Raw genomic sequence first — 25,950 nt, forward strand, 5'->3', positions numbered from 1 at the left:
TTTTCGTGAAACTCAGTTCTGGGTGAGGCCGGCATCGACGACGAAATTCGCGCCGGTGCAGCCGGCGCTCTCATCGGAGCCGAGAAAAAGCGCCAGCCTCGCGACATGGCCGGCATCGAGGCGAAACTTCAGCGCCTGCAGTCGGATGAACTCCGCGTCGAGTTCGGGCGACAGCCAGAGCGCCTTCTGGCGCTCGGTGAGGATGGCGCCGGGTACGATGCAGTTGACGCGGATGCCGGATGGCCCGAGCTCGCGGGCGAGCGTCTTGGTCAGGCCGTTGATCGCCGCTTTCGAGGTCGTGTAGCCGACCATGCCCGGCCGGCCCCGCATCCAGGAGATCGAGCCGAGCATGACGACCGAGCCGCTGCCCTTTTCCGCCATGCGCTTGGCCACGGCCTGGGTGGCGAAGAAGTGGTGATCGAGATTGAGCGCGAGCATCCGGCGCCAGTAGTCCGGCTCGACCTCGCCCATCTCGTGGCGATCGTCCTTGCCGGCATTGTTGACGAGAACGTCGATACCGTCCGCTTCGCCCTCAAACGCGCCGATGGCCGCGCGCAGGGCGGTGGTGTCGGTGACATCGCATTTGAGGAAGCGGGCGCCGGTCTCCTCGGCAAGACCCGCCCCGGCCGTTTCGTCGACATCGAGAAACGCCACATGCGAGCCCTGCGCGACGAAGGCGCGGACCATGGCCTCGCCGATGCCCGAAGCGCCGCCGGTGATCAGAACGGCGCGGCCGGCGAGGGACTGGTAGCGCACGCTCTCGTAAGGGGCTGAGGTTTCCGTTGTGGTCATGGCCGTCGTCACACCTTTGGATCAAACAGGGGCTCGGCAAGGCCGGGCACGTCGCATCGCATCGAAAAGACACCGCCGGAATGGGGAAGATCGGCAAGCTCTTCCTCCGATCGCCCGTCGCGGGCCGATGTGACGTAGAGCGTCCTCATGTCGTCTCCGCCGAAAGCCACCATCGTCGTGCATCGGGCGGGAACTTCATGTTCGGCGAGAAGCTCGCCTTGCGGGGAATAGCGCTGCACGCGCCCGCCCTCATAGAGCGCCGTCCAGTAGCAGCCTTCGGCGTCGACGGCGCCGCCGTCCGGCCGGCCGCGGTCGTCGCCCCGCGGTTCGAGCCTGACGAAGACCCGGCGGTTGGTCGCCTCGCCGGTTTCGGCGTCGTAGTCATAGGCGTAGATGGTGAAAGCCGGTGTGTCGGAGTGATACATCGTGCGCCCGTCGGGCGAGAAGGCAAGGCCGTTCGACGTCGATAGCCCGCCTTCCACCTTCGCGATGCCGGCTTTGTCGAAGCGATAGAGCGACGCGGTACGGCCGGCCTTCGGTTCGTCGATGGTGCCGAGAAAGAAGCGGCCGCGCGGATCGGTGCGCCCGTCATTGAACCGGTTGGTCGCGGCGGGCTCGGGGTTCGGCGCGAGCATCGCGATCCGCTCGCCCTCTTTCGACAGATGCCAGACGCCCGAGCGCAGGCCTGCAACGAAGCCCCCGTCCTTGCGGATGGCGAAACAGCCGATCTCCTCCGAAAGCCCGATCGTCGAATGGGCCTTTGCCTCCGGCTCGAAGCGGTGCAGCTTCATGCCCTTGATGTCGACGAAGTAAAGAGCCTTTTCGGCCAGCGACCAGACGGGACATTCGCCGAGCGCACATCGGGCATCGAGGGCGAGGGAGAAGGTGGCGGTCATGAAAATCGTCTCCGTTTGCAAATCGGCTCTGCCGGCCCTGTTCGTCAGCAAGGCCTAGCTTAACAAGCTCTGCCTCGCAGAGCATCCAGCGAGCCGGGATTGCCGTCATGCGCCGGCTACCGCCGACCTATGGCAGCTCATGCCCGGCCGCGCGGCTGCCAAGACCACGGACTTCCACGAAGAGCTCCGGCCGGCCGCGCCCCGTCGCTTCCTCGGTGACGGTGACGGCGACTTTCGATCCGTCGCTTGAAAGTTCGCAGGCAAGCAGCGAGGCGTCGCCGTCGCGATAGCGCCAGCTCTCGCCGTCGTCGAAGAAGATCGTCCGCCGGCTCGTCGCCGGGACATCGTGCGGATTGGCGAAGGCCGTCAGGGCGACCGCCCTTGCTTCGTGCGGGCTCGTTGCCGGCCAGTCGAAGGCAATCGGCAGGATGGCTCCGGAACGCACGAAGATGGGCAGGCGATCGAGCGGCGCCGGGACCGTGACGGAGCGGCCGCCTTCGTGGATCGTCTCGCTCCAGTAGTCGTGCCAGCCGCCTTCGACCACCGGCAGGTCGATCGAGACCTCGTCCGCCCCCTCGGTGACGTTCGGCGCGACGAGGACGTCCGGCCCGAGCATGAAGGCGTCGGGGTCGTTGCGGCAGCTGGCGTCGGTGAAGTGGTAGAGCAGCGGCGCGACGATCGGCTCGCCGGTCATGTGGCAGCGCTGGGCGAGGCTGTAGAGCAGCGGCAGAAAGCGATAGCGCAGCTTGAGCGCGTCGCGGACGTGCCCGGTCACCGCCTCGTGCATCCACGGCACGTTGACCGGATCGTCCAGCTGCGGCTTCCAGGAATTCATCACCGCGCGCGGATGCAGCGCCATCAGCTGGACGAAGCGGGTGAACAGCTCCGGCCCGGGCTTCGGGCCGGAAAACCCGCCGATGTCGTGGCCGATGAAGGGCATGCCGGACAGGCTCATCGACAGGCCGTTGCGGATGTTCCACTTCAGCGTATGCCAGCTCGTGAAGTTGTCGCCCGTCCAGGTCTCGCCATAGCGCGAGATGCCGATCGGGCCGGCGCGGCTGATCGTATAGGGACGCTTGTCGGGCGCACGCGCCTTCGTCGCCTCGAAGGTCGCCCGGGTCATCAGCAGCGCCTGCAGCGGCTTTGCGTCGATCGCCGGAAGCCTCCTGCCATGGCCGTCGACGGTTGCCGTCTCGTCCCAGAGCTCGGCCTCGTTGTTGTCGTTCCAGGCGGCGTCGAAGCCTTCGCCGAGGACTTGCGTCCTGATGCCGTCCTGCCACCAGGCGATCGTCTCGGGCTTCGAAAGGTCGAGGCTCGCGCCTTCGCCACCCCAGAACATCTCGACGGCCGGCGCGCCGTCCCGTCGCTGGACGAACAGTCCCTTTGCCGCCGCCTCGTCATAGGCGGGGTGCTCCTTGAGCAGCACCGGCTTCACATTGGCGCAGGTGTGGTAGCCGAGCTCCTTGAGGCGCGCGAAAAAGCCGGCGCGATCGGGAAACTTCGTCTCGTTCCAGGTGAAGACGTAGCGCCGCCCGTCCTCGCGCGTCGTGTAGCCCGAGCCGGAATGAATGGCGCTGATCGGGATCTCGTCGCTGCGGCAGCGTTCGGCAAAAGCCGTCATCACCTCCTGCGCGTTCGGCGCGTCGGCATGGTGCATCGTCGTGAAGGCGAAGCCCATCGACCAGCGCGGCGGCAGATGCGCCCGGCCGGTCAGCGTGGCCAGCCTCGGCACGATGTCGGCCAGCCGCGGGCCCGCGATCACATAAAGGCAGAGGCCCTTTTCGAGAAGCTCGACGTGGCGATAGGGGTCGTAATAGTTCGAATGCTCCGCGCCGAGATCGACGGCGCCTTCCGCCATCGTGTCGTAGAGCAGCCCCGTCGCCGTGCCGTCCGGTGCTTCGACCATGAAGAAGGGGACATGCTTGTAGAGCGGGTCGGTCAGCTCGGCATCGTATCCCATGGAATCGATCTGCAGGCAGCGGAAGCGGCGCCCGGTGCGGTCGAGCGGCCCGGTCTTGTCGCCGAGCCCGTAATGCCGCTCCGCCGGATCGCGGGTCTGGAAATGCCTGAGAACGCCGCGCTTTTCGAGGAAGTCGTAGGCGCTGCGTTCGCGGTCCTTCACGATCGTCCGCCAGGTCTCGCCCTCGCGTTTCTGGATCGTCAGGCGCAGCGGCGCCGGCTCGACGAGAATGCGGGTGTCCCCCGTGGTGACGACATGAGCGCCATCGGCCTCGGTATGGTCCAGCGAGGCGAGGTCGAAGCCGGCCGTCGAGAGCCGGTCCCGTCCCTCCCAGGGAGTGTCGCCGTCGGGTGCGATCATCCAGGTCCGGTCGACGGCAAAGCCGTCTTCGGGGACGATGGCGATGCGGGTCAGCCAGTCCGCGAGGGCTTCGACCTTGAGGGTGAAGCCGAGGTTGAGCGGCAGCTCAAGGCTGTGACGAGAGGTCTGCGCCGCGCCGCTGGTGGAAAGGATAGTCATCGTTCGGGTTCTCTTGCAATTCGAAAGCGCGGTCGGGGATTGGACGACGTGCGCCGGGCCTTGTCGGATGCTGACCCGGTGAAACGTCGCCGCCGTCTCGGCAATCGTTCGGGCTCCGGCCTCAGGCTGCCTCGCCGATGCGCAGCCGCTCGAGAGCCGCGCCGTCTTCCTTGAACACATGGACCGCCTCGGCCGGCAGAAACACCTTGGCCTCCTCGCCGGCCTTGATCCGGGTCTGGCCGGATAAGTGAACGGTGATCGGCCGGCCGCTCTGGTCCTGGCAGTAGAGATAGGATTCGCCGCCCAGCTGCTCGATCGTCTCGACGGTCACCGGGCGCCCGCGCTCGGTGCCGATCTCCAGATGCTCCGGCCGGACACCGACGGTGACGGTGTCTCCGGCCGCGACACCCTCTGGCGAAACCGCCGCCTCGAAGCTGCGCCCCTCGTCGTCTTTCAGCAAGATGGCGTCGTTGCGGATCTCCGCGACGGTCATCTGCATGAAATTCATGCGCGGCGAACCGATGAAGCCGGCGACGAACTGGTTGGCCGGGCGATTGTAGAGATCGAGCGGCGAGCCGACCTGCTGGATCAGCCCGGCCTTCAGGACGACGATCTTGTCGGCCATGGTCATCGCCTCGACCTGATCGTGGGTGACGTAGATCATCGTATTGCCGAGCCGGCGATGGAGCTGCGAGATCTCGCCGCGCATGACGACGCGAAGCTCGGCGTCGAGGTTGGACAGCGGCTCGTCGAAGAGGAACACCTTCGGCTCGCGCACGACCGCCCTGCCGATCGCGACGCGCTGGCGCTGCCCGCCAGAGAGCTGCTTGGGCCGGCGGGTCAGGTGCTCCTCGATCTGCAGCATGCGAGCGGCATCGTCGACGCGCTTCTTGATCTCGTCCTTCGGCGTCTTGATGTTCTCGAGGCCGAAGGCGAGATTTTCGCGCACCGTCATGTGCGGATAGAGCGCGTAGGTCTGGAACACCATCGCGAGCCCGCGCTCGGCTGCGCGCTGCTCGTTGACCCGGGTCCCGTCGATCCTGAGCTCGCCGCCGGTGATGCTTTCAAGCCCGGCGATCATTCGCAGGAGTGTGGACTTGCCGCAGCCCGACGGCCCGACGAAGACGCAGAACTCGCCGTCGTCGATCGTGAGATCCACGCCATGGATGGCGCGGAAACCGGCATAGTCCTTGACGAGGTTTTGGAGTTCGACGACGGCCATTGATATTCCCTTACTTGACGCCGCTCTGGGCAATGCCCGCCGTGATGTTCTTCTGGAGCAGTGCAAAGACGATGGTGATCGGCAGGAGCGTCAGCACCGTCATGGCGAGGATCCCGCTCCACGAGGTCTGGAGATCGCCCTGGAAGGCGTTGAGCGCGAGCTGCAGCGTGAACTCCTCCGAGCGGGTGAGGACGATCAGCGGCCAGAGAAACTCGTTCCAGCGCCACATCACCGAGAAGATGACGAGGACCGCGATGGCGGGGGCGGCGAGCGGCAGGACGATCCGCCAATAGACCCGCCACTCCGACGCATGGTCCATGCGCGCGGCGTCTAGAAGATCGTCTGGAATGGTCAGCATGTACTGACGCAGGAGAAAGACGCCGGTCGGTGTCGCGACCGCGGGCCAGATCACGCCCCAGGGCGTATTCACGAGCCCCAGCTCGTTGACCACCAGATAGATCGGCACGAGGTTGATCGTCGGCGGGATCATCAAGGTGGCGATGATCAGGACGAAGACCGTCGTTCGGCCGCGGAACTTGTATTTCGCCAGGGCGAAAGCCGCCATCGAGTTGAAGATCACCGTGATGATCGTCGCCACGACGGTGATGAAGACGCTGTTCCAGAAATAGCGCATGAAATCGAAGCGCTGGAACAGCTTGGTGTAGTTTCCCCAGGCCATGGCGAATTCGCGCTTGGGGGTGCGGTCGCCGATCTTGACGTTGATCCTCTCGCCGGGATTTTGCGGATCGACCATCTGGGCGTTGAGGCCGATGCGGCGGATCTGTGCCAGAACCTCGCCCTTATGCTCGCCGCCGGTGATCTCGTAGAGCGGCAAAGGCTTGTCGTAGCCCTTGACCATCGCCGTCTGCGGGGCGAGCGGCAGGAAGCTCGGCGGATATTCCGACAGCGCCGCCTCGGTCTTGAAGGAGCTCATCGCGACCCAAAGGACCGGCCCGAACATCAGGGCGATGCCGAAGATCAGATATCCCCAGGTCAGCCAGTCGGTGACGTCGAAGCGATCGCGGCCCCGGGTGCGCGAGATGAAGGACCAGACCATGTTTTCAGCCCTCCGCCTGGCTTCTTGTCGCCCGCAGCTGCAACAGCGTCAGGACGAGCAGCACCACGGCCATCAGGATCGAGGCGGCGGCGGCCAGTCCGAAGAGCTGCGGACGCGAGGCAAAGCCGGTTTCGTAGATATACTGCAGGATCAGCGTGGTCGCCGAGCCGGGGCCGCCGCCGGTGAGGACGAAGATCTCGTCGAAGGCCTGCACCGCACGGATCAGGCTGAGGACGAGGACGACGACCATGGTCGGCATCAAAAGCGGCATGGTGATCTTGGCGAAGACCCGCCAGCGCGAGGCGCCGTCCATCTCCGCCGCCTCGTAGACGTCGGACGGGATCGACTGCAGGCCGGCGAGAAGGATGAGGGTGTAAAAGCCCATATGCGCCCAGATCGACACGAAGATGATCCAGAAGAACGCCCAGTCGGCGTCGGTCAGCCAGTCGACGGAGGCAAAGCCCATGCCTTCGAGCCCGGCATTGAAGACGCCGTAGCGCTGCAGGATCCATTTCCAGATCAGAGCGACGACCACCGGCGAAAGCAGCACCGGATAGAAGAACACGCCGCGAAAGAAGCCCTTGAGCGGAATGTCGCGATTGAGGATCAGCGCGGTGATGAGCGAAAACAGCACCATGAAGCCGACCTGGAGGACGACGAACCAGCCGGTGTTGTAGACGGCGCGCCAGAAGACGTCGCGGCGGCAGCTGTTCGGGTCGAGATAGTCGGTGCAGGACAGGAGCGAGGAAAAGTTCTCGGCGCCGACATAGGGGCGCTGGGACAGGAGGATCGCGTCCGAGCCGGTCGTTGCGTAGAAGACGTTGAGGATGATCGGCAGGAAGGTGAACAGCCCGAAGATCAGGAGGTTGGGCAGCAGGAACAGCCAGGCGACACGGCGGATGCCGACGAGGCGCTGGGCCCTGGCCATCGGCCATTCGAACAGATTGAATACCGTTCGGTAGCCAAGTTGGGCGGCACTGTTGAGTGGTTGGAACATGGATTGGCCGTGGGCTCTCTTGCATGACCGTCGAAACAGCGAGGTTTTCGAACGCGGTCACGCGCCACTTTGAACTGCGGCGTCCGGGGGAGGAAAGCGTTCCTTCGCCCTTGGCCATGCATTGTCGAGCGGGCCGCGCGAGGCGGCCCGCCGATTGATCCTACTTGGTGTCGCTGGAAGCCTGGACGGCCTCGTTGACGTCGGCATTAATACGCTTGAGCGCTTCGTCGAGGGTGGATTCGCCGACGATCGCCTGGGTCAGCCGCGCCACGGTGGCGTTCATGATGGCACGGTTGTTCTTGTAGCCCTGGAAGGCGAAGGCCCGATCCGAAAGCTGCCGGGCCGACTTGGTGAAGACCGCGAGCGCCCGCTTCACGTTTTCGGGTGCGCCGGGATAGTCGACGCCCTTTTCCTGGAGGGTCTTGTTGGCGGGAATGGCCTGCGTCTTGCCGATGAAATCGGCATAAACGTCTTCCTGAGCCATGAAGTCGAGCAGTTTGGCGACGGCTTCAGGGTGCTTGGTGTGCTTGAAGCCGACGATCGAGGCCCCGCCGGGAATGCCGGTGCAGGCCACCGGGCCGCAAGGGGGCGGCACGACTTCCCAGTCGAAGGCGTCGCCGATCTCGTTGCCAAAGCGCGCCACCTGCCAGGAGCCCGACATGTAGAAGACGAGCGTGGCGTTGATGAATTCCTGGGATGCGTCCTGGTATGTGGCGCCGCCCGAGCCGGCCCACACGTCCTTCGCCATGGTGCCGTCCTTGTTCCACTGGACGAATTTCTCGGCGAATGCCCGGAAACCGTCATCGACGGTGATCGGCTTGCCGCTGTCGTCGAAATACATGGCGCCATAGGAGATCGCCGGCCCGGCGAAACGGTGGCCGGAACGGTCCATGGCCATCGGATATGGGGTCCCGGTCTTCTTGGCGACTTCGGTGGAGGCCTTCGCCCAGTCGTCCCAGGTAGCCTTGTCGCCCGGCATCTCGACACCGGCCTGGTCGAACAGCGTCTTGTTCACGAACGGCCCGGTGATCGTCAGCTGGTCCGGCAGGTTGTAGATGCCGTTATCGCCCTCGCCGTTGATGCGGGTCCATTTCAACTCGTCGCCGTAGTTCTTTTCCCAGTAGTCGGCGTCCTTGAGATAGGGGCGAAGATCGAGCATGTAGCGGGCGAGGCCGCCGAGATCGCTGACCCGGGCGATGTCCGGCCCGCTGCCGCCGGCCAGCTGAACCGGCAGGCTCTCGAGGATTGCCTTGTAGGGCACCTCGTCGATGGTCACCTTGATGTCGGGATTTGCCGCCTCGAACTTCTTGATCTCCTCGCCCCAGGTCTGGCACTCGGTGCCGTCCTGATAGCACTGGAATCTGAGTTCGACGGTCTGCGCCAAAGCCGGCGACAGGGTCAGGCAGCTCGCAGCCGCAGTGGCAGCCAGGAAAAGTGATTTGACCATGAATTCCTCCCCGATCTGGTCTCCTGATCTGCCTTAGTACGCCTCACGCACCACCGCAACACGCGCATTAGGAGTGGTCGGAGGAAACAAAGCGCGTGCGGTTGCGATTGGGACGATGCGGGGCCCGGAAGACTTTCCGGCAAATGCGCCTATCTGGGGGAGCGCATCCCAGGCCCAGACCGGTACCCGCCCATGTCCCTCCTCACCATCGCCCTTCTCTTCCTCGCGGGCTTTGCCGCCAGCGCGATCAACGCGGTAGCCGGGGGTGGCACCTTCATTTCCTTCGGCGCGCTGTCGCTCATCGGCGTGCCGCCGATCTCCGCCAACGCCACCGCCTCGATCGCCCAGCTGCCCGGCTATTTCACCTCGACCCTGCCTTATATGAAGGACATCCGGGGGATATGGCGCGAGATCCTCGTCCTTGCCGTGGTTTCCGTCGTCGGCTCGACCCTCGGGGCGCTGATTCTCCTGTGGCTGAACAATGCGCAGTTCGCCGCTGCTGTCCCCTGGCTCCTGCTGGGCGCGACAGGGCTGTTCGCGGCGGGCCCGCTGTTGAAGCCAAAGCCACGCCCGGCGGGCACGACCCCCGGCAAAAGGCGCTTTGCCGCCCCGGTGATGCAATTCGTCACCGCGATCTATGGCGGCTTCTTCGGCGCCGGCATGGGCATCATGATGCTGGCGACGCTGGGGCTGACCGATTCGGGCGACTATCACCGCCTCAACGCCATGAAGAACGTTCTCGCCAACGTCATCGCCGTCGTCGCGATCGTCGTCTTCGTCTCCGGCGGCGTCGTCAACTGGCCGGGCGCTCTCGCCATGATCCCCGGCGTCGCGCTAGGCGGCTATTGCGGCGTGTGGATCGCCAAGCGGGTGCCTCAGATCGCCGTGCGGGCCTTCGTCATCGCCGTCGGGTTGTTTCTGGCGGGGTATTATTTCGTGACGGGGTGAGGGGCGGCGAGCCGCATGCCATCCGATTGACCCGATGGCTTCCGCGCCCCATCCGGGGAATGACGAGTCAATTACTGGTCATTGAGTATCTCGACAAAATCGACAGGCTGCGGAAAATATCATGATCAGTTACCGAGGAGTGCTTTCGAAGCCTTCAAGGACTTTCTGAAACCTTGGTCGCATCCGCTTTGTTGGCAGTTCGCTGCGCAATACGAATTTGCCTTTACGCGGAAGAATGGCATCTGCACGGACGCGATGATCTTCCATTCACTCGGCTTCGTCTTCGGCTATTGGTAGCAAAGGACGCCTACGACGATCTAACGGAAAGATCGCCGAAAAGTTGCATGGCGGCAATCCCCAAGGCAACATCATCTTCGAGAATTCGCAGGCTGCCGTGCTGGCGATCACCGAGGCGCTGAAGGGGGCAAAGCAATGAAAGGGCCGGCGGACTTCGAGAAGGCGATGCACCAGATCTATGTGCGAGCCAAGAAGGAGGCCGGCTACAACGCGACGATCTATCTCAGGATGCTCCACGAGCGTCACGGCCTCGGAACGGCCAAGGCGCTGATCAACGCGCCGAAGGTATCGGAGGGATACACGCATCTCTACGAGCGAGGCCGGCTCGATCTGACGGTGGAGGCATTGATCGTCGAAAATTCCCGTTGGCATCCGCTCTTCACAGATGGCGAGATCGAGAGGGCGAGAAAACGCCTCGCGGACTATGAATATGTATCGAGAGGTGGCTAAGCCGCCTCTGTGAGAAGCTCCGCGGGAAGCTGGGTGCGGGCGTCGAGCAATTCGATGCCGACGATATGGCCCTCCGCGTCATAATCGAGGATCACGTCGGGAGAGACTTCGGCGCTTTCGATGACACGCGATTCCGACAGCCGCATGTAAGCGGCGTTCGCCTCGGCATCGTAGCGAATGCGGATCGGTTTCATGGCGGTCTCCGCGCATCTCGATCGAAGAAGATGGTGATGATACGCCGTTCGCGCTCGTCTTCAAAGCAGACGACGCGCAGGATGCGACCGCCGAATTCGGGGATCGCCTTGTAGTATCGTGTCCGCCCCGGGCGCGGATCGTCTGCAATCCAGTCGGGCGCTTCGACTGTCCGGATGACCCATTCCGGGTCGAGCTTGCGCTCTTCGATCGAGTCGATCGCATGTTGGACGAAGGTCAGGGGTTTCGAGGAGGGCGCCACCGATTCCCCAGTTCCTCAACCGTCCATCTTCAGCGCCGCAATGAACGCTTCCTGCGGAATCTCGACCTTGCCGAACTGGCGCATGCGCTTCTTGCCCTCTTTCTGCTTTTCGAGGAGCTTGCGCTTTCTCGTCGCGTCGCCGCCATAGCACTTGGCGGTGACGTCCTTGCGCAGCGCCGAGATGGTCTCGCGGGCAATCACCTTGCCGCCGATCGCCGCCTGGATCGGGATCTTGAACAGGTGGTGGGGGATCAGCTCCTTCAGCTTCTCGCACATCGCCCGGCCGCGCCGGTCGGCCTGGGTGCGGTGGACAAGCATCGAGAGCGCGTCGACCGGCTCGGCATTGACCAGAACCGAGAGCTTGACGAGATCTCCTTCCCGGTAATCGGTCATCTGGTAGTCGAAGCTGGCATAGCCCTTGGAGATCGATTTCAGACGGTCGTAGAAGTCGAACACCACCTCGTTCAGGGGCAGCTCATAGGCGACGAGGGCGCGCTTGCCGACATAGGAGAGGTCGATCTGGATGCCGCGACGCTCCTGGCACAGCGTCAGGATGTTGCCGAGATAGTCGTCCGGGGTCAGGATCGTCGCCTTGATCCAGGGTTCCTGGATGTGATCGATCCTGACGACGTCGGGCATGTCGGCCGGATTGTGCAGCTCGATCTCCGAGCCATCGGTCATGCGCATCTTGTAGACGACGGAAGGAGCCGTCGCGATCAGATCGAGGTCGAACTCGCGCGACAGCCGCTCCTGGATGATCTCCAGATGCAGCAGGCCGAGAAAGCCGCAGCGGAAACCGAATCCAAGCGCCGCCGAGGATTCCATCTCGAAGGAGAAGCTGGCGTCGTTGAGCCTGAGCTTGCCCATGGCGGCTCTCAGATCGTCGAAATCGGCGGCGTCGACCGGGAAGAGGCCGCAGAAGACGACGGGCTGGGCCGGCTTGAAGCCCGGGAGCATCTCCGTCGTCTGGCGCTTGTCCTCGGTGATGGTGTCGCCGACGCGTGTATCGGCGACTTCCTTGATCGAGGCCGTGATGAAGCCGAGCTCGCCGGGCCCGAGCGCATCCACCTGCACCATTTTCGGGGTGAAGACGCCGACCCGGTCGACCGGATATTTGGCGTCGGTGCCCATCATCCGGATGGTCTGGCCCTTCTTCAACTCGCCGTCGATGATGCGCACGAGGACGATGACGCCGAGATAGGCGTCGTACCAGCTATCCACCAGCATCGCCTTCAGCGGCGCGGTGCGGTCGCCCTCCTTCGGGGCGGGGAGGCGATGGACGATGGCTTCCAGAACGTCCTCGATGCCGAGGCCGGATTTCGCGGAGATCATCACCGCCTCCGAGGCGTCGAGGCCGATCACTTCCTCGATCTGCTCCTTCACCTTGTCGGGCTCGGCGGCGGGGAGATCGATCTTGTTGAGGACCGGGACGATTTCCAGATCGTTGTCGAGGGCGAGATAGACGTTGGCGAGCGTCTGCGCCTCGACGCCCTGCGCCGCGTCCACCACCAGAAGCGCGCCCTCGCAGGCCGACAGCGAGCGCGACACCTCATAGGCGAAGTCGACATGGCCGGGCGTGTCGATAAGGTTGAGGACGTAGGTCTCGCCGTCCTTCGCGGTGTAATGCAGACGCACGGTCTGCGCCTTGATGGTGATGCCGCGCTCGCGCTCGATATCCATCGAATCGAGCACCTGTTCCTTCATCTCACGGGTGTCGAGACCCCCGGTGTTCTGGATCAGACGATCGGCAAGGGTCGACTTCCCGTGGTCGATATGGGCGACGATCGAGAAGTTGCGGATGCGCGAAAGCGGCGTGTCGGCGGGCATGGTGCTCATGCACCGCGATATAAAGACAGTTAACGCGTCTTGGAAGCGTTCGATTGCGCGTTGCGGGAGAGTTTTCGAAGCTCTGCCGCGGCGCCCCGTCGCATGGGCGGACCGCCGCGGCAGGAAGGCTCCGGGGCTGGCTGCGGTGAGAGGCGCGCTCAGCGGCCCGCGAGAGCCGCTCTGGCGGTCGCGGATTGCCGGTGATGGGTGTGGCAGATGGCGATGGCCAGCGCGTCGGCGGCGTCGTCGGTGTCGAAACTCGCCTTCGGCATCAGCACCTTCACCATCATGTGGATCTGCTTCTTCTCGCCATGGCCGACGCCGATCACCGCCTTCTTCACGGCGTTCGGTGCATATTCGGCGACGGGCAGCCCCGCCAGCGCCGGTACCAGCAGCGCGATGCCGCGGGCCTGGCCGAGCTTCAAGGTGGCGACGGCGTCCTTGTTGACGAAGGTCTGCTCGACGGCGGCCTCGTCCGGCCGGTGGGTGTGGACGATCCCCGACAGGCCCTCATGCAGCTGGCAGAGCCGCGAGGCGAGGTCGCATTTGGCATCGGACGTCACCGTGCCGCTCGCCACGAAGCGCAGCGAGTTGCCCAGCGTCTCGACGATGCCCCAGCCGGTGCGGCGCAGGCCGGGATCGATGCCGATGATACGGATGGGGCTCTCCATTAACATTTTGTTCAAACTTTCTCTTATCCGAATCGCTGACGATTGGACAGACGAAACATGAACAAAGATGAAACGAAGCCGGTTTCCGGCGGCAGTGCCGAATCCTGATCACGGACAGGCGGGATCAAAGCCAGGTGAGTGCGCTCCCGCCCGGCAGGCAGGCAACCTACATTTGCTGCCATGACCAAAAAAGCCCTTCGCCGGATCGCTCTTCTCGCGGCAGCGACGCTCGGTGCCGCCACCGCGATCGCCGCCGTCCCGTCCTTCGCCCAGACGCCGATCCCGCGCCAGGCGCCGGAGCGGTCCTCGAACGCCCCGGACGGGCCGGCGAACCCACAGGCCTCCTTCGATGCTGCCGTGGCGCGGGCGGAGGCGCTGGAGCCGCTTCAGACGCTCCTCGTCGCCGTCGACGGTGAGCGTGTGGTGGACGAGGGGTTCGGCGGCCATCGCACCGACCGGGCGACCAACATCAAATCCGCGTCGAAATCGATCGTCTCGGCGCTGGTCGGCATCGCCATCGATCGCGGCATTCTCGAGGGCACCGACCAAAAGATCGCGCCGATCCTGAAGGACAAGTTGCCGACCGATCCCGATCCGCGGCTTGCCGAGATTACCATCGGGAATCTCCTGTCCATGCAGGCGGGGCTGGAGCGCACCTCGGGCGGCAATTACGGCGGCTGGGTCGCCAGCCGCGACTGGGTGGCGAATGCGCTGGCCCGCCCCTTCGTCGCCGATCCCGGCGGGCCGATGCTCTATTCCACCGGCTCGACGCATCTTCTCTCGGCGATCCTGACCAGGGCCAGCGGGCGCTCGACGCTGCAGCTGGCGCGCGACTGGCTGGGGCCGGCGGGCGTGTCGATCACGGCCTGGGAGCGCGATCCGCAGGGGATCTATCTCGGCGGCAACCAGATGGCGATGACCCCGCGCTCGCTTCTGAATTTCGGCGCGCTCTACCGGAATGGCGGCCGCACCGCCAAGGGCGAGCCGATTATCCCCGAAGCCTGGATCAGGCAGTCATGGGAGCCGCGCACCGCTTCGCGCTATTCCGGCGACCTTTACGGCTATGGCTGGTTCGAGCTGCGTCTCGCCGGCCACGACGTCCATTACGGCTGGGGCTATGGCGGGCAGATGCTCTACGTCATCCCCGATCTGAAGACGACGGTGGTGATCACCTCCGATGCCACCTCGCCCTCTGCCCGCAGCGGCTACAAGAGCGATCTCCACGCTCTGGTCGCCGACGAGATCATTCCGGCGGCGGAAGCGCGGCAGGCGGCGGGAGGCTGAGGCGCGAGGGTCAAGGCCTCCACCTCCGCTGCGGGCGGGCCGGCGGTGTGCTATCGTCTGCCGCGCAGGGGAAGCGAGAGTTGCCGGAGATTGCCAGTGGGCGAAGCGCCACCCATCAAGCGCATGACCGCGGATGAGTTCTACGCCTGGCAGCTCGAGCAGGACGAGAACTACGAGCTGGTGGACGGCATTCCGGTGCTGCCGGCGAAGGCGATGACCGGCGCCAGCCGCCGGCACGACATCATCACCGTCAACATTCTCAGCGCCCTTCGTCAAAAGCTGCGCGGCCAGCCCTGCCGGCCCCACACCGACGACATGGCGGTGAAGAACCCCGCCGGCAACATCCGCCGCCCGGACGTCACTGTCGACTGCAAGGGCGGGCCGGCCCGCTCCATGGAAACCGGCGAGCCGCGCGTTCTCGTCGAGGTCCTTTCACCCTCGACCATGGCCTTCGACCGGTTCCGCAAGGTGGAGGAAGTCAAGACCAACGCACACGTCCGCGCCATCCTCCTCGTCGCCTCGGAATCCGCCGAGGTCATCGTCTGGCGCCGGGACCGCGAGGGCGGCTGGCACTCGGAGATCGTCGAGGGTCTCGCCGCGACGATCGCCCTGCCGGAGATCGGCTGTGAGATGGGGTTGGGGGAGGTTTATGAGGAGACGGGGGTGGGTAGTGGCTAGGAGTGGGAGGCGATTGATGGACGTGTTCTCAGGGCCTGCTGGCGATAGCGGCGCTTGGCAGTAAGAATTGCGGCTTTCCCGCGTTCGAGCCGGTAAAGTGGAGTGGCTGCGATGGCAGTGCGCGCGACGCAATAAGGAGCGTGGCTGACGCTCTCACCGCCCTTAATCCGGATCAGGAAAATCTCAATTCCGCTTTCAAGCGTTTTCCGATAGAAGAGGCCCACTCGGCGTGATGCGACATGCTGTTCGTTTAGGGGTATGAACATCTATAGCACAACGCAACTCTCTGCTTTGACGCGGCTGTTTTCAGCGGCAGTTTTCCGTGAGATGGCGAAGAAAGGCCGATCCAGCTTGTTCCGTCGGTTGATCGAGCAGACTAATATGGTTCAGCAATCTGTCCCCTGCGCCACTGTAGGCGATACCTTTGATTCGGCTTTTAAGATTCTGAAGGTCGCGGGGCACCGCGACGAATACATCTATCGCGCGGCAATCACCCACAAGGTACTGATGGGTAAGCACTCGCTTCGCACAGCCTGTATGCTCAATGAGTTTCGTGCCGGCAACTGCAAGGCGGATCTTGTTATTTTGAATGGAACTGCGACCGTCTATGAAATCAAGTCGGAGCGGGACTCGCTTTCGCGGCTGTTGAACCAAGTCGAAAACTATAAGCGCGTATTTGCAAGAGTGAACGTGATCGCGAGCGAATGTCATGTCGATGGCGTGCTGGCAACTGTTCCAAACGACGTCGGGGTGATGTGCCTTTCCAAGCGCTACCGGATCACGACGTTGCGCGAAGCGGAAAACTGCCCGGCGCGCATCTGCCCGGGGACCGTATTGCGGTCCTTGCGTGTGGCGGAAGCCGTCGCAATCCTAAGAGCGATGGGCGTGACTGTGCCGCAGGTTCCGAATACGCTGATGCATACCGCTTTGGGGGACCTTTTCGCTGCGCTTGATCCGATCGCGCTTCATTTTGAGATGGTGCGAACACTTAAACGGACTCGCGATCTCTCACCGCTTGGCGATCTCGTTGATCGCTTGCCAGTATCTCTGCAAGCTGCGGCTCTATCAGTATCAGTGCGCCGCGTTGATCATTCGAGGCTAGTCAACGCTATCGCAACCCCGTTGCACGAAGCCATGGCTTGGAGCTGACCGGCGCATGTACCACCCATACTTTCGCGGAAAGCAATTTGAGCTGATTACGGTCCGCGAACTGGCTGTGCTGCTCGCCGAGAAAAATTTCGTACCGGTGATTGAGCCGGTTCGCGAGGCTCTTGGGGGGCTCAAGAAAGCCTTGAGCGCGGTGTGCGCGGCCGGCGGGCGCGCGATCGTAATCGTCAATCCCTATCATGGCGACCATCAGGAAGACGGCACGAGCATCACAGGCCTTCTTCAAGAAGGCTTCATAGGCACCGATAGCGTCGCCGCCGGCATATTGTTGCGTAGCGACATGACCGTCGACGATGTGCTGGCCTGCTATGAACATCACGCTGATCATCATCCCGTACTCGTGCATGCCGGCTTCACGGCGCCTAAAGCGCTGGCCACCGAGTTGGAAGACGGCATGCTAGGCATCACAAATGTCTTCGTCGAAGATCATGCAAAGCTACTTTACCGAAGACATTTCGATCAAGGCGCGCGCATCCTCGTGCGTGACGGCTTCAAGCGGCAGCGAAATGCCGATTATCCTGCGATGGAGGAGTTCTCCGATCTCCATGTCACCTATGGTGAACTCGGCATGGTCGGGTTTGGCGATTTTCTAATCGTCGGCGATGTCTACAGTGAGGGAGGGGGCCCTGCCTACGCTGTCGCTATCCACCTGACCTTCATCGATCCCGATAAGGACGATGTCATGTATATCTATCACTTCGTCTCGGACACGAAGGACACGCCAACCGATCCGGCCGGCAAGTTCGGGCAAGCGTTGGCCAAATTGATCACAAAATTGGATAGCGGCACCTCCCACATTCTTGAGACCGAAGCGGTCAAGGAGTTCCGTGATCTTCATGCCAAAGGTCATTTCCCAGGCCTCGGCTATGTCAAAAAACTCTCGATGAAACATCACATCGAGACTCTTGCCAGCTATCTTGGCTGAGCGCGTGGCATCGCGTCTCTGCTGCCCCGACTGCTTCGATGATCGCGAGCTCCGCGATCAGCTCTTCCCGTCGCTCAATCCAAGTCAAGGGACGTGCGATTTTTGCGGGACCGTCGATGCCCAGCTTGTTGAGCCGAGCCAGCTTGCCAATTATTTTGAGCTGCTTGTCAATGTCTACGAACATCGGGATGGTGGGAAAACGCTGGTAGAATGGATGAAGGATGATTGGCAGCTGTTTAGTCATCCAAGCATGGACATTGCGCACGCTAAAGAGTTACTCAGCGAGATTCTCGATGATGGTGAAATCGTCCGACGCGGTTTCGCTCCATCGACGAGCTACATCAGTGAAGGTCTCGCGCAGTGGGACAAGCTGCGCGACGAGATGATGTATTCTAACCGCTGGTTTCTGGACGTTGCCATCGATGAAGAACGTCTCGAACAACTGCTCGACATGCTAATAGCTCCACCATTACCCCTGAAATGGTATCGCGCGCGCATTCAGGTTGAGGACGAGATCTTCTCGATTGACAGAATGGGCGCGCCACCGAGGCGGCGCTCGTCCAATGGCCGAGCCAATCCGGCCGGCATTCCCTATCTTTACCTCGGATCGCTTGCAGATACGGCGGTTGCGGAGATAAGGCCTCACACAGGCGAGTTTGCTTGCGTGGCCGACTTTACCATCCCCGAGATCAAGGCGGCGGACCTACGCAACCCGCGCAAACTTGTCTCACCCTTCATCCTGTCCGAGTCCAGCGCGATTGGCCAGCTGCGCGCCGACTTGCCGCTACTCGTGCGCTTGGGTGAGGAATTGACTCGGCCGGTTCAGCCCGCAGGGGCTGCAATCGACTACATTCCGAGCCAGTATCTTTGTGAATTTATTAAAAAGCGAGGCTTCGATGGAGTAGTCTATCGTAGCTCCGTATCTGATGGAATCAATCTCGCGCTATTCGATCCAACCCAGGCGGTCGGCGGTTCGGTGTCACGTTACAACGTGTCCAAGGTATTTGTCGAAGTGGCCATCGCTTGAGAAGAACAAGTCGAACACCATAGCCGTTTCTGATAGCGGCTTTCGGAGGCCGTAAGCGGATTGCAGATGGGCCGCTATGGGCGTTCCGGAACTGGACGGCGGACTCGCTCAGCGGCGGAGGCGAAGGCGAATACGGCTGGCGAGGCCGGATGATCGTTCATCCGGTTTCCCGCCGCGCCTTGGTTTCCTGACAAGCTCCAGCCGCCAGCGAACCTCCCCCTCCGCCAGCAACAGTGCCTCTCCTCACTCCCCCCCCCTCTCCCAGATAGTGCAGCGTCGTGCCCCTCTCGTCCGTGATCCGCGTGAACTCCTCCCGCCCGCAGACGAACATCTCCGGTTCCACGGTCATGTAGTGCAGGCCGTATTTCGGGCCGAAGCGGAGGACGCCGATGCCGTGATAGGGCAGGAGGTTCGCGCGCAGCTTGTATTCGGGGTAGAGGCGCAGGCCGAGGACGGGGACGCCCTTGGTGTGGATCGTGGCGCGGACAGCGTTTGGGAAGAACTGTTCTTCCCATTGGAGGTCCGCGGCGGCGGCCTTCAGGGCGCGGTATTCGGCAAGGCCGGTCTTCGCGCGGTGATAGAGTTCGTCGGTCGTGTGGCCGAGGCCCGAGCCGCCGAACTGCGCGCGCAGCGTGTCGTAGTCGAGCCGGCGCTTGGCGGTGTTGATGCTGGCCGCCATGCTGGCGAGCCAGACGTCGTAGGATTGCGGGCTGAGGCCGTCGGCACAGGGATCGTCGTGGAAGCGGGCGGACCAGTTTTCGTAGCTCTCCTGAAAATCCTCGAAGCGGCCGGACAGGATCTGCGCCATGTCGTGGAGCCTGATGACGTCGCCGCAGCCGATCCTGTCGACCATCGCGCCGAGGAGATCAACGTAGCGCAGCGCCTCGACGGCGTTCACGCCGAAGGGCAGGCCATAAAAGGTGCTGTCGGTGATCAGATGGAAGACGGCGCCGGCCGGATAGATCTCGCGGATCAGGGCGGCGATGTTCGCCATGTGCCGCAGCGAGACCTCCTCGGCGGTTGTCGGCACGGTGAGTTGCAGCCGCTTCACCGGATTGCGGATGACGCAGAAGACCGGCAGCAGGATCGGGACCGGCTCGCCCTTCTCGCAGGCCTGCCTGATCCGGCCCTTCCAGATCTCGCATTCGGCAAAGCGGCTGCGCGAGTTGAACTGGATGGTGCGGTGGTTGATCAGCTCGAAGACCTGCTCGTGGACGGGCCGGCCAGCGACCTTCTGCCGGAAGGCGTCGAAGTCGAGGCGGCGAATCCGCACGCATTCGGCAACCATCCGCGCGTCGTCCGCGCCCGCCAGCCGGGTCTTCTGCGGCTGAAGCCGCGGGTCGGTCTCGGGCCATGCACCCGCAAAGCTCAGCCTTGCGTCGCTGATGGCCTCGCCATTGCGGCCGACGTCGAGATAGGACGGTGCGAGACAGGTCATGGGTCTTGTTCCTCTTCGAAGGATCTGACGACATCTGTTCGGGACGACAGGCTCCCGCGGGATGGCCGAGACACGTCGTGTTTCGGGCGCGCCCAGCGTTTGGAGCCGGTGCCGTGGCACGGGGCTTGGCTTGGTACCCCGCTGACTGCTGCATCAGATCTACGGCCCGCCGTCGCGGCGCGCTGTGTCCTGCGTCACAGGAGAGGATAGGCCGTGACCGCGCGGCCCTTGCTCACCAGCGGAACGCCCTGGCGAAATCGACGAAGGCCCGGAGCGGGGCGGGCAGGTGGCGGCGGCCGGGAAAGTAGAGAAACGGGCCGGAAAAGCTCTGCCACCAGTCGGCAAGCACCGGCTCGAGGCGACCGTCCTTAAGATGCGGCCGCAGCCATTCCTCGAATAGGCCGATGATGCCGGTGCCGTCGAGGGCGGCCTGCAGGGCGAGGTCCATTCCCCCGGCGGTGCTGACGATCAGCGGTCCGGTCGCCTCGACCTTGATGATCTCGCCGTTCTTCTCGAATTCCCAGGGGCTCGTCAGCGCGCCGCCGCGAAACCGGCCGAGAAGGCAGGCATGGGTGAGGAGATCGCGCGGATGGGTCGGGCGCCCGGCCCGGTCGAGATAGGCCGGCGAGGCCGCGGCGGCAAAGCGCTGCTCGCGCGGGCCGATGGGGATGGCGATCATGTCCTGTTCCAGCCGCTCGTCGTAGCGGATGCCGGCGTCGCAACCCTCGGCGAGGACGTCGACGAAACTGTCCTCGGCGATCACCTCGAGGCGGATATCCGGATAGGCCGCCAGAAAGGGCGGCACGATGCGCGGCAGGACGAGACGGGCGGCGGCGACGGGAACGTTGAGGCGCAGCGTCCCTGCCGGCGTGTCGCGCAGGCCGTCGACGACGCCGAGCGCCGCCTCGACCTCGGCGAGAGCCGGCGACAGCCGCTCGATCAGGCGGCGGCCGGCCTCGGTCGGGGCGATGCTGCGGGTGGTGCGGTTGAGGAGCCGGATGCCGAGCCGGGTTTCGAGCCGGCGGACCGCCTCCGACAGACCGGAGGCGCTCTTGCCGGTGAGGCGGGCGGCATCGCGAAAGCCGCCGGCACGCACCACCACCTGGAATTCGGGGAGATCGTCGAGATCGGTCATTGTTCGCCTGTTCGCACGGCCTGTGCAGTTTCATCGGGATTATCGCACGACAAGGCCGTCGCTAGATAGGGCAAGAACCAACGACAGGAGATCGACCATGACGGACCTCAGCCAGGCGGGAACGTTCAAGCTCGGGCAAAGGACGGTGAAGCGCATGGGCTACGGCGCGATGCAGCTCGCCGGGCCGGGTGCCTTCGGCCCGCCGAGGGATCGCGCCGCCGCCGTCGCGGTGCTTCGGGCGGCGGTGGAAGCCGGCGTCGACCACATCGACACCAGCGATTTCTACGGCCCGCACGTGACCAACGAGATCATCCGCGAGGCGCTGCATCCCTATCCGGACGATCTGACGATCGTCACCAAGATCGGCGCCAGGCGCGGGGCGGACGGCTCCTGGAACCCGGCCTTTGCCAAGGGCGAGCTCCGCCGCGCCGTCGAGGACAATCTGAAAAATCTCGGCCTCGAGGCGATGGATGTCGTCAATCTGCGCTTCATGTTCGACGTGCACGGCCCGGCCGAGGGGCCCATCGCGGAGCCGCTGACGGCGGTTGCCGAGCTGCAGCGCGAGGGGCTGGTGCGCCATATCGGCGTCAGCAACGCGACGCCCAGCCAGGTGGCGCAAGCGCGGACGATCGCCGATATCGTCTGCGTGCAGAACCAGTACAATCTCGCCCATCGCGGCGACGACGGGCTGATCGACGATCTGGCGACGTCCGGCATTGCCTATGTGCCGTTCTTCCCGCTGGGCGGTTTTTCACCGCTTCAGTCGGACACGCTCTCGGCGGTTGCCGGGCGCCTCGGCGCGACCCCGATGCAGGTGGCGCTGGCCTGGCTTCTCCAGCGATCGCCGAACATCCTGCTCATTCCCGGCACGTCGTCGGTGGCGCATCTTCAGGAGAATCTTGCGGCAAGCACGCTCGAACTCGGCGCCGATGCCGTCGCTGAACTGGACGGCATCGGCGCGGCGCGGGGCTGAACGCTCCGGCCGGGCCGGCGGGCGTACCGCCTCCGCGCGGCCCGGCGTCAGCGCCCCGGAATGATCCTGTCGGCAGCCAGCCGCTCGAAGAGGTCGAAGAAGGCGTCGTCCGTTGCCTGATAGCCGGTGAAGCCCATCTTGCGGCTCTTCGACATGTCGGTAACCACCTCGATCGGTCGGCCGAGATCGGCGTCGGTGTGCCAGGGGGAGGCGAGGCGGGAAAGATCGGTCTCGGCGAGGCCCTCGCGCTCGGCAATGGTCGTCCAGATCGCGGCGTCGTCCTTCATCTGCTCTTCGAGCGGCCGCTCGGTGCCGTCGAATGCCTCGGCCTCGATCCCGAACCAGCCGGCGAGGCGCGGCCACATCCAGCTCCAGCGGAAAATGTCGCCGTTGACGATGTTGAAGTCCTGGTTGCGGGCATCCGGGGTCTCTGTCGCCCACAGGAGCTGGGCGGCGAGCTGGCGGGCGTCGGTCATATCGGTGAGGCCGTTCCACTGGGCGGCGGAGCCCGGAAAGCGGAGCGGGCGGCCGGTCTCACGGCAGATCGTGGCGTAGACGGCGAGCGTCGTACCCATGTTCATGGCGTTGCCGACGGCCTTGCCGATGACGGTATGCGGCCGGTGGACGCTCCAGGCGAAGCCGTCCTTCTCGGCGGCGGCGTAGAGCTCGTCTTCCTGGGCATAGTAGAAATTGGCGACGTCGAGCCGGCCCTGATCCTCGCGGAACGGCGTCTTGGGCAGGGTGCCTTTGCCATAGGCCTCGAAGGGGCCGAGATAGTGCTTCAGGCCGGTGACGAGGGCGACATGGCGGACGGAACCGCCGGGGCGCAGGGCATCGAGGAGATTGCGCACCATCGCCGCATTGACGCGGATGTTTTCCGCCTCGGTGTCCTGACGCAGCCAGGTGGTGAGGAAGACGGCGTCCGGCTTGATGCCGTCGACGGCGCGTTTGACGGAGGCCGGATCGAGGAGATCGGCTGCGAGTGGCGTCACGCCGGCCTGTTCGCCGGGATTGCGGGCGAGGCCGTGGACGGTCCAGCCTTTCGCGGCCAGAAGTTCGGCCGTGGCGCTTCCCTGAATGCCGGTGACGCCGGCGATGAGGGCGGTCTTGGACATGGCGTTTCTAAGCTTTCGTCTGATGGTCTTTCGACACCACCTAGGCAGGAGCGCGCCCGCCCGCTAGACGGAACCAAAACGGGACATAGACACCAAAGGGTAACCATCATGGATGCGGGCAGCGACGAGAGCGAATGGCGCGAGGACTGCGCGCCGCGCCGGGTGATGGAGATCTTCGCCACCAAATGGACGAGCATGGTGCTGCACACGCTCGATGCCCGCCACGCGGGCCGCGCGCGCACCGGCGTGTTGCTGCGCAGCCTGCCGGGGATTTCCAAGAAGATGCTGACCCAGACCCTGCGCGACATGGAAGCGAGCGGGCTGATCACCCGGCATGTGGAGGGCACCGTGCCGCCGGCGGTGGAATACAGGCTGACCGCACTGGGGCAGCGCTTCGTCGAGCCGGTGGAGATGCTCTATGCCTGGGGCCGCAAGAATGCCGATGCGCTCGACCAGCTGCAGGCACGGCCGACATCTCGGCGGGCGGGGTGACGCTCTTTGCATGTGGGCAGGGCCCGCGCAGAGCGCCGCCGCTTTTGGGCATGCGTCTTCAGGCTCGCTTCGCTAGCGCTTCGGCCACGTCCATCGCGGAGCATCCACATCGGGCGCACCGGTCTCGCCGAAACTCTTCCCCAGACGAATCTCGCTGACCGCGCCCTCGTGGCGGATGGCCTCGATCAGCGCCTGGCTGTGGCTGACGAGCACGATCTGGCATTTGGCGGATGCCAGAACCACGAGCCTTGCCAGCGCCGGCATCAGGGACGGATGAAGGCTTGCCTCGGGTTCGTTCAGGACCATCAGCTCCGGCGGTCGCGGCGACAGGAGGGCCGCGACGAGAAGCAGGTAGCGCAGCGTTCCGTCCGACAGTTCCCCGGCGCCGAGCGGACGCAGCAATCCCGTCTGGCTGAAAAGGATCCCGGCGTGATCGCCGGTACCGGTTTCGAGGGAGGAGCCGGGAAAAGCGTGCTCGATCACCTCGTCCAGCGTCTCCCGGTCGCCGATGGCACGGATCGTCGCGATGGCCGCGGCGAGATCGCCGCCATCGCCCGACAGAACCGGCGTGTAGCTCATGATCTGCGGGCGCCGGGCCGGAGCCTCGGGATCGGTGCGAAGCGCATCGTAGAAGCGCCAGTCGCGCATCCGCTCGCGCAAGGCGAGGAGTTCGGCGCCGTTCTCGGGATCGGCGCAATGGGTGACCATGGAATCGAAGGGCGACAGGCCCTGCATGACCTCGCGCCACTCGTGCGTTCGCGCCGTCCGCAGCCTGACCATGCCGGCGCGGCGCTCGGCAAACAGCGACGCCTTGCTGAAGAGATCGCCGGTCCACATCGCTTCGAGCTTGATCGCCGGATCGAGCGGAAACGGGTGCTCCGCGCTCGGAAGGCCGAGATCGATGGCATAGCCGAAGCTGTCGTCCGAGAAGCCGAGCTTCAGGGCGACGCGGTCCTTGCGGACCGTTCCCTGGACCGGATGAACACCGGCGCGCATCTGGCGGGAGATCCTCTCCGGCCCGGCCCAGAGCGTCGATTGCAGGCCGCCTTCCGCCGCCAGCGTCCTGATGAGACGGTTCTGCGCGGTTTCCGCCAGGAGGCGTAGCGACCGGTAGAGGCTGGTCTTGCCGCTGCCGTTGGCGCCCGTCACCAAGGTCAGGCTGTCCAGCGGAACGACGATGTCGCGCAGGGAGCGATAGCCGGAGATGGCGAGCGTCGTAATCACACCGTCACCTCCGCCGTGTCCCTGCGGCGCGGATCGTGCCTTCTCAGGCCGCCGACAGCTTCGCCATCACCTCTTCGTCGACCTCGAAATTGGCATAGACGTTCTGGACGTCGTCGTCCTCGTCGAGATTGCCGATGAGGCGGAGAACGCTCTGCGCCTTTTCCTCGTCGACGGGGGTGCCGGTCTGGGGCCGCCAGATGGCGCGGACGCTTTCGGCCTCGCCGAGGGACTTCTCCAGCGCGGTCGAGACCTCGTTGAGATCCTCGAAGGCGGTGATGATGGTGTGGCCGTTCTCGTCGGAGACGACGTCGTCGGCGCCGGCCTCGATCGCCGCTTCCATCACCGTGTCGGCGTCGCCGACGGAGGCCGGATAGACGACTTCGCCGACCCGGTCGAACATGAAGGCGACGGACCCCGTTTCGCCGAGGGCGCCACCGGACTTGGTGAAATAGGAGCGCACGTTGGACGCGGTGCGGTTGCGGTTGTCGGTGAGCGCCTCGACGATGACCGCGACACCGCCGGGCCCGTAGCCCTCGTAGCGGACCTCGTCGTAGTTCTCGCCATCGCCGCCCGCCGCCTTCTTGATGGCGCGGTCGATATTGTCCTTCGGCATCGACTGGGCCTTGGCGTTGTTGATCGCCAGGCGCAGGCGCGGGTTCATGTCGGGGTCGGGCAGGCCGGCCTTCGCCGCCACGGTGATCTCGCGGGCGAGCTTGGAAAACAGCTTGGAGCGCACGGCATCCTGCCGCCCCTTGCGATGCATGATGTTCTTGAACTGTGAATGACCGGCCATGCGGCACCTGCTCTCGAAATGTCGAAGGTGAAAAGTGAAAGGTGATATAAAAAATCCTGGCGCAAACGTCCAGAAACCTCGAACAGCCGCAGGGCCGGTGTCTCGTCTCGCCGCCAAAAAGCCGGCTTGCGGGCCAAATCCTGTTGCGCAAGAATGCGGGGT

25 protein-coding genes are annotated in these 25,950 nt (G+C 64.2%); 9 read left to right on the plus strand and 16 right to left on the minus strand.

From position 1 onward, the window contains the following. Positions 1-12 precede the first annotated feature (12 nt). The 7 genes from J6595_RS13385 to J6595_RS13415 all read right to left on the minus strand — a co-directional run bounded on the left by J6595_RS13385 (position 13) and on the right by J6595_RS13415 (position 8,890). Positions 13-792, minus strand: coding sequence for an SDR family NAD(P)-dependent oxidoreductase (locus tag J6595_RS13385; protein WP_209595068.1), 780 nt, complete (start codon positions 790-792; stop codon positions 13-15). A gap of 8 nt (positions 793-800) precedes the next feature. Next, positions 801-1,688, minus strand: coding sequence for an SMP-30/gluconolactonase/LRE family protein (locus tag J6595_RS13390; RefSeq protein ID WP_209595069.1), 888 nt, complete (start codon positions 1,686-1,688; stop codon positions 801-803). A 127-nt stretch (positions 1,689-1,815) separates the two neighbouring features. Further along, positions 1,816-4,167, minus strand: a complete 2,352-nt coding sequence (locus J6595_RS13395; protein WP_209595070.1) for a glycoside hydrolase family 31 protein — start codon at positions 4,165-4,167, stop codon at positions 1,816-1,818. A gap of 121 nt (positions 4,168-4,288) precedes the next feature. After that, a complete protein-coding gene (locus tag J6595_RS13400) occupies positions 4,289-5,389 on the minus strand; it encodes an ABC transporter ATP-binding protein (RefSeq protein ID WP_209595071.1) in 1,101 nt (366 codons plus the stop codon). A gap of 10 nt (positions 5,390-5,399) precedes the next feature. Continuing rightward, entirely contained in the window at positions 5,400-6,446 is a 1,047-nt protein-coding gene (locus J6595_RS13405; protein ID WP_209595072.1) for a carbohydrate ABC transporter permease, read from the minus strand. A gap of 4 nt (positions 6,447-6,450) precedes the next feature. Beyond that, positions 6,451-7,374, minus strand: coding sequence for a carbohydrate ABC transporter permease (locus J6595_RS13410; RefSeq protein ID WP_209595166.1), 924 nt, complete (start codon positions 7,372-7,374; stop codon positions 6,451-6,453). A gap of 229 nt (positions 7,375-7,603) precedes the next feature. Further along, complete coding sequence (locus J6595_RS13415; protein ID WP_209595073.1) at positions 7,604-8,890, minus strand: ABC transporter substrate-binding protein; 1,287 nt, start codon at positions 8,888-8,890, stop codon at positions 7,604-7,606. Between the two features lie 192 nt (positions 8,891-9,082). Between J6595_RS13415 and J6595_RS13420 the strand changes: the two genes are divergently transcribed. Next, positions 9,083-9,838, plus strand: coding sequence for a sulfite exporter TauE/SafE family protein (locus J6595_RS13420; protein ID WP_209595074.1), 756 nt, complete (start codon positions 9,083-9,085; stop codon positions 9,836-9,838). A 432-nt stretch (positions 9,839-10,270) separates the two neighbouring features. After that, complete coding sequence (locus J6595_RS13425) at positions 10,271-10,585, plus strand: hypothetical protein (protein WP_209595075.1); 315 nt, start codon at positions 10,271-10,273, stop codon at positions 10,583-10,585. Here J6595_RS13425 and J6595_RS13430 read toward each other — a convergent pair. The 4 genes from J6595_RS13430 to ruvC all read right to left on the minus strand — a co-directional run bounded on the left by J6595_RS13430 (position 10,582) and on the right by ruvC (position 13,537). Further along, the gene (locus J6595_RS13430; RefSeq protein ID WP_203561218.1) at positions 10,582-10,779 is read right to left on the minus strand and encodes a DUF2283 domain-containing protein; all 198 of its coding nucleotides are present in this window, start codon (positions 10,777-10,779) and stop codon (positions 10,582-10,584) included. The two genes, J6595_RS13425 and J6595_RS13430, sit on opposite strands and share 4 nt — an antisense overlap. Further along, positions 10,776-11,039, minus strand: coding sequence for a DUF4258 domain-containing protein (locus J6595_RS13435; RefSeq protein WP_342453185.1), 264 nt, complete (start codon positions 11,037-11,039; stop codon positions 10,776-10,778). Before J6595_RS13435 ends, J6595_RS13430 begins: the two co-directional genes overlap by 4 nt. Before the next feature lie 15 nt (positions 11,040-11,054). Next, complete coding sequence (gene lepA, locus J6595_RS13440; RefSeq protein WP_425342155.1) at positions 11,055-12,866, minus strand: translation elongation factor 4; 1,812 nt, start codon at positions 12,864-12,866, stop codon at positions 11,055-11,057. Between the two features lie 158 nt (positions 12,867-13,024). Next, positions 13,025-13,537, minus strand: coding sequence for a crossover junction endodeoxyribonuclease RuvC (ruvC, locus tag J6595_RS13445; RefSeq protein WP_209595168.1), 513 nt, complete (start codon positions 13,535-13,537; stop codon positions 13,025-13,027). Positions 13,538-13,717: 180 nt separating this feature from the next. Here ruvC and J6595_RS13450 point away from each other — a divergent pair, with 180 nt between their 5' ends. The 5 genes from J6595_RS13450 (at position 13,718) to J6595_RS13470 (ending at position 18,618) form a co-directional block, all read left to right on the plus strand. Further along, positions 13,718-14,821, plus strand: coding sequence for a serine hydrolase domain-containing protein (locus tag J6595_RS13450; RefSeq protein ID WP_209595077.1), 1,104 nt, complete (start codon positions 13,718-13,720; stop codon positions 14,819-14,821). A gap of 96 nt (positions 14,822-14,917) precedes the next feature. Continuing rightward, positions 14,918-15,499 (plus strand): Uma2 family endonuclease, encoded by a 582-nt coding sequence (locus J6595_RS13455; protein WP_342453186.1) that lies wholly within the window; start codon positions 14,918-14,920, stop codon positions 15,497-15,499. Positions 15,500-15,757: 258 nt separating this feature from the next. Continuing rightward, positions 15,758-16,648: a sce7726 family protein gene (locus J6595_RS13460; RefSeq protein ID WP_209595078.1), complete on the plus strand. Its 891-nt coding sequence runs from the start codon at positions 15,758-15,760 to the stop codon at positions 16,646-16,648. Positions 16,649-16,655: 7 nt separating this feature from the next. Continuing rightward, the gene (locus J6595_RS13465) at positions 16,656-17,591 is read left to right on the plus strand and encodes a sce7725 family protein (RefSeq protein WP_209595079.1); all 936 of its coding nucleotides are present in this window, start codon (positions 16,656-16,658) and stop codon (positions 17,589-17,591) included. A gap of 4 nt (positions 17,592-17,595) precedes the next feature. Next, the gene (locus J6595_RS13470) at positions 17,596-18,618 is read left to right on the plus strand and encodes an RES family NAD+ phosphorylase (RefSeq protein ID WP_209595080.1); all 1,023 of its coding nucleotides are present in this window, start codon (positions 17,596-17,598) and stop codon (positions 18,616-18,618) included. Positions 18,619-18,775: 157 nt separating this feature from the next. On the opposite strand, the gene J6595_RS13475 is transcribed toward J6595_RS13470, so the two are convergent. Continuing rightward, positions 18,776-20,056, minus strand: a complete 1,281-nt coding sequence (locus J6595_RS13475; protein ID WP_209595081.1) for an L-tyrosine/L-tryptophan isonitrile synthase family protein — start codon at positions 20,054-20,056, stop codon at positions 18,776-18,778. A 232-nt stretch (positions 20,057-20,288) separates the two neighbouring features. Next, positions 20,289-21,191: a LysR family transcriptional regulator gene (locus J6595_RS13480; protein ID WP_209595082.1), complete on the minus strand. Its 903-nt coding sequence runs from the start codon at positions 21,189-21,191 to the stop codon at positions 20,289-20,291. A gap of 97 nt (positions 21,192-21,288) precedes the next feature. Here J6595_RS13480 and J6595_RS13485 point away from each other — a divergent pair, with 97 nt between their 5' ends. Then, positions 21,289-22,164: an aldo/keto reductase family oxidoreductase gene (locus tag J6595_RS13485; RefSeq protein WP_209595083.1), complete on the plus strand. Its 876-nt coding sequence runs from the start codon at positions 21,289-21,291 to the stop codon at positions 22,162-22,164. Positions 22,165-22,211: 47 nt separating this feature from the next. On the opposite strand, the gene J6595_RS13490 is transcribed toward J6595_RS13485, so the two are convergent. Next, positions 22,212-23,279, minus strand: coding sequence for an SDR family oxidoreductase (locus tag J6595_RS13490; RefSeq protein ID WP_209595084.1), 1,068 nt, complete (start codon positions 23,277-23,279; stop codon positions 22,212-22,214). 108 nt (positions 23,280-23,387) lie between these two features. Between J6595_RS13490 and J6595_RS13495 the strand changes: the two genes are divergently transcribed. Then, positions 23,388-23,771 carry a winged helix-turn-helix transcriptional regulator gene (locus J6595_RS13495; RefSeq protein WP_209595085.1) on the plus strand — a complete coding sequence of 128 codons (384 nt, stop codon included), beginning with the start codon at positions 23,388-23,390 and terminating at the stop codon, positions 23,769-23,771. A gap of 72 nt (positions 23,772-23,843) precedes the next feature. Here the strand turns inward: J6595_RS13495 and J6595_RS13500 are convergent, their stop codons facing one another. Then, the gene (locus J6595_RS13500) at positions 23,844-24,995 is read right to left on the minus strand and encodes an AAA family ATPase (protein WP_209595086.1); all 1,152 of its coding nucleotides are present in this window, start codon (positions 24,993-24,995) and stop codon (positions 23,844-23,846) included. Positions 24,996-25,038: 43 nt separating this feature from the next. Next, positions 25,039-25,788 (minus strand): YebC/PmpR family DNA-binding transcriptional regulator, encoded by a 750-nt coding sequence (locus J6595_RS13505; protein WP_209595087.1) that lies wholly within the window; start codon positions 25,786-25,788, stop codon positions 25,039-25,041. Between the last annotated feature and the right edge of the window lie 162 nt (positions 25,789-25,950).

The sequence above is a fragment of the Jiella mangrovi genome (assembly GCF_017815135.1).
Taxonomy (GTDB): domain Bacteria; phylum Pseudomonadota; class Alphaproteobacteria; order Rhizobiales; family Rhizobiaceae; genus Jiella; species Jiella mangrovi.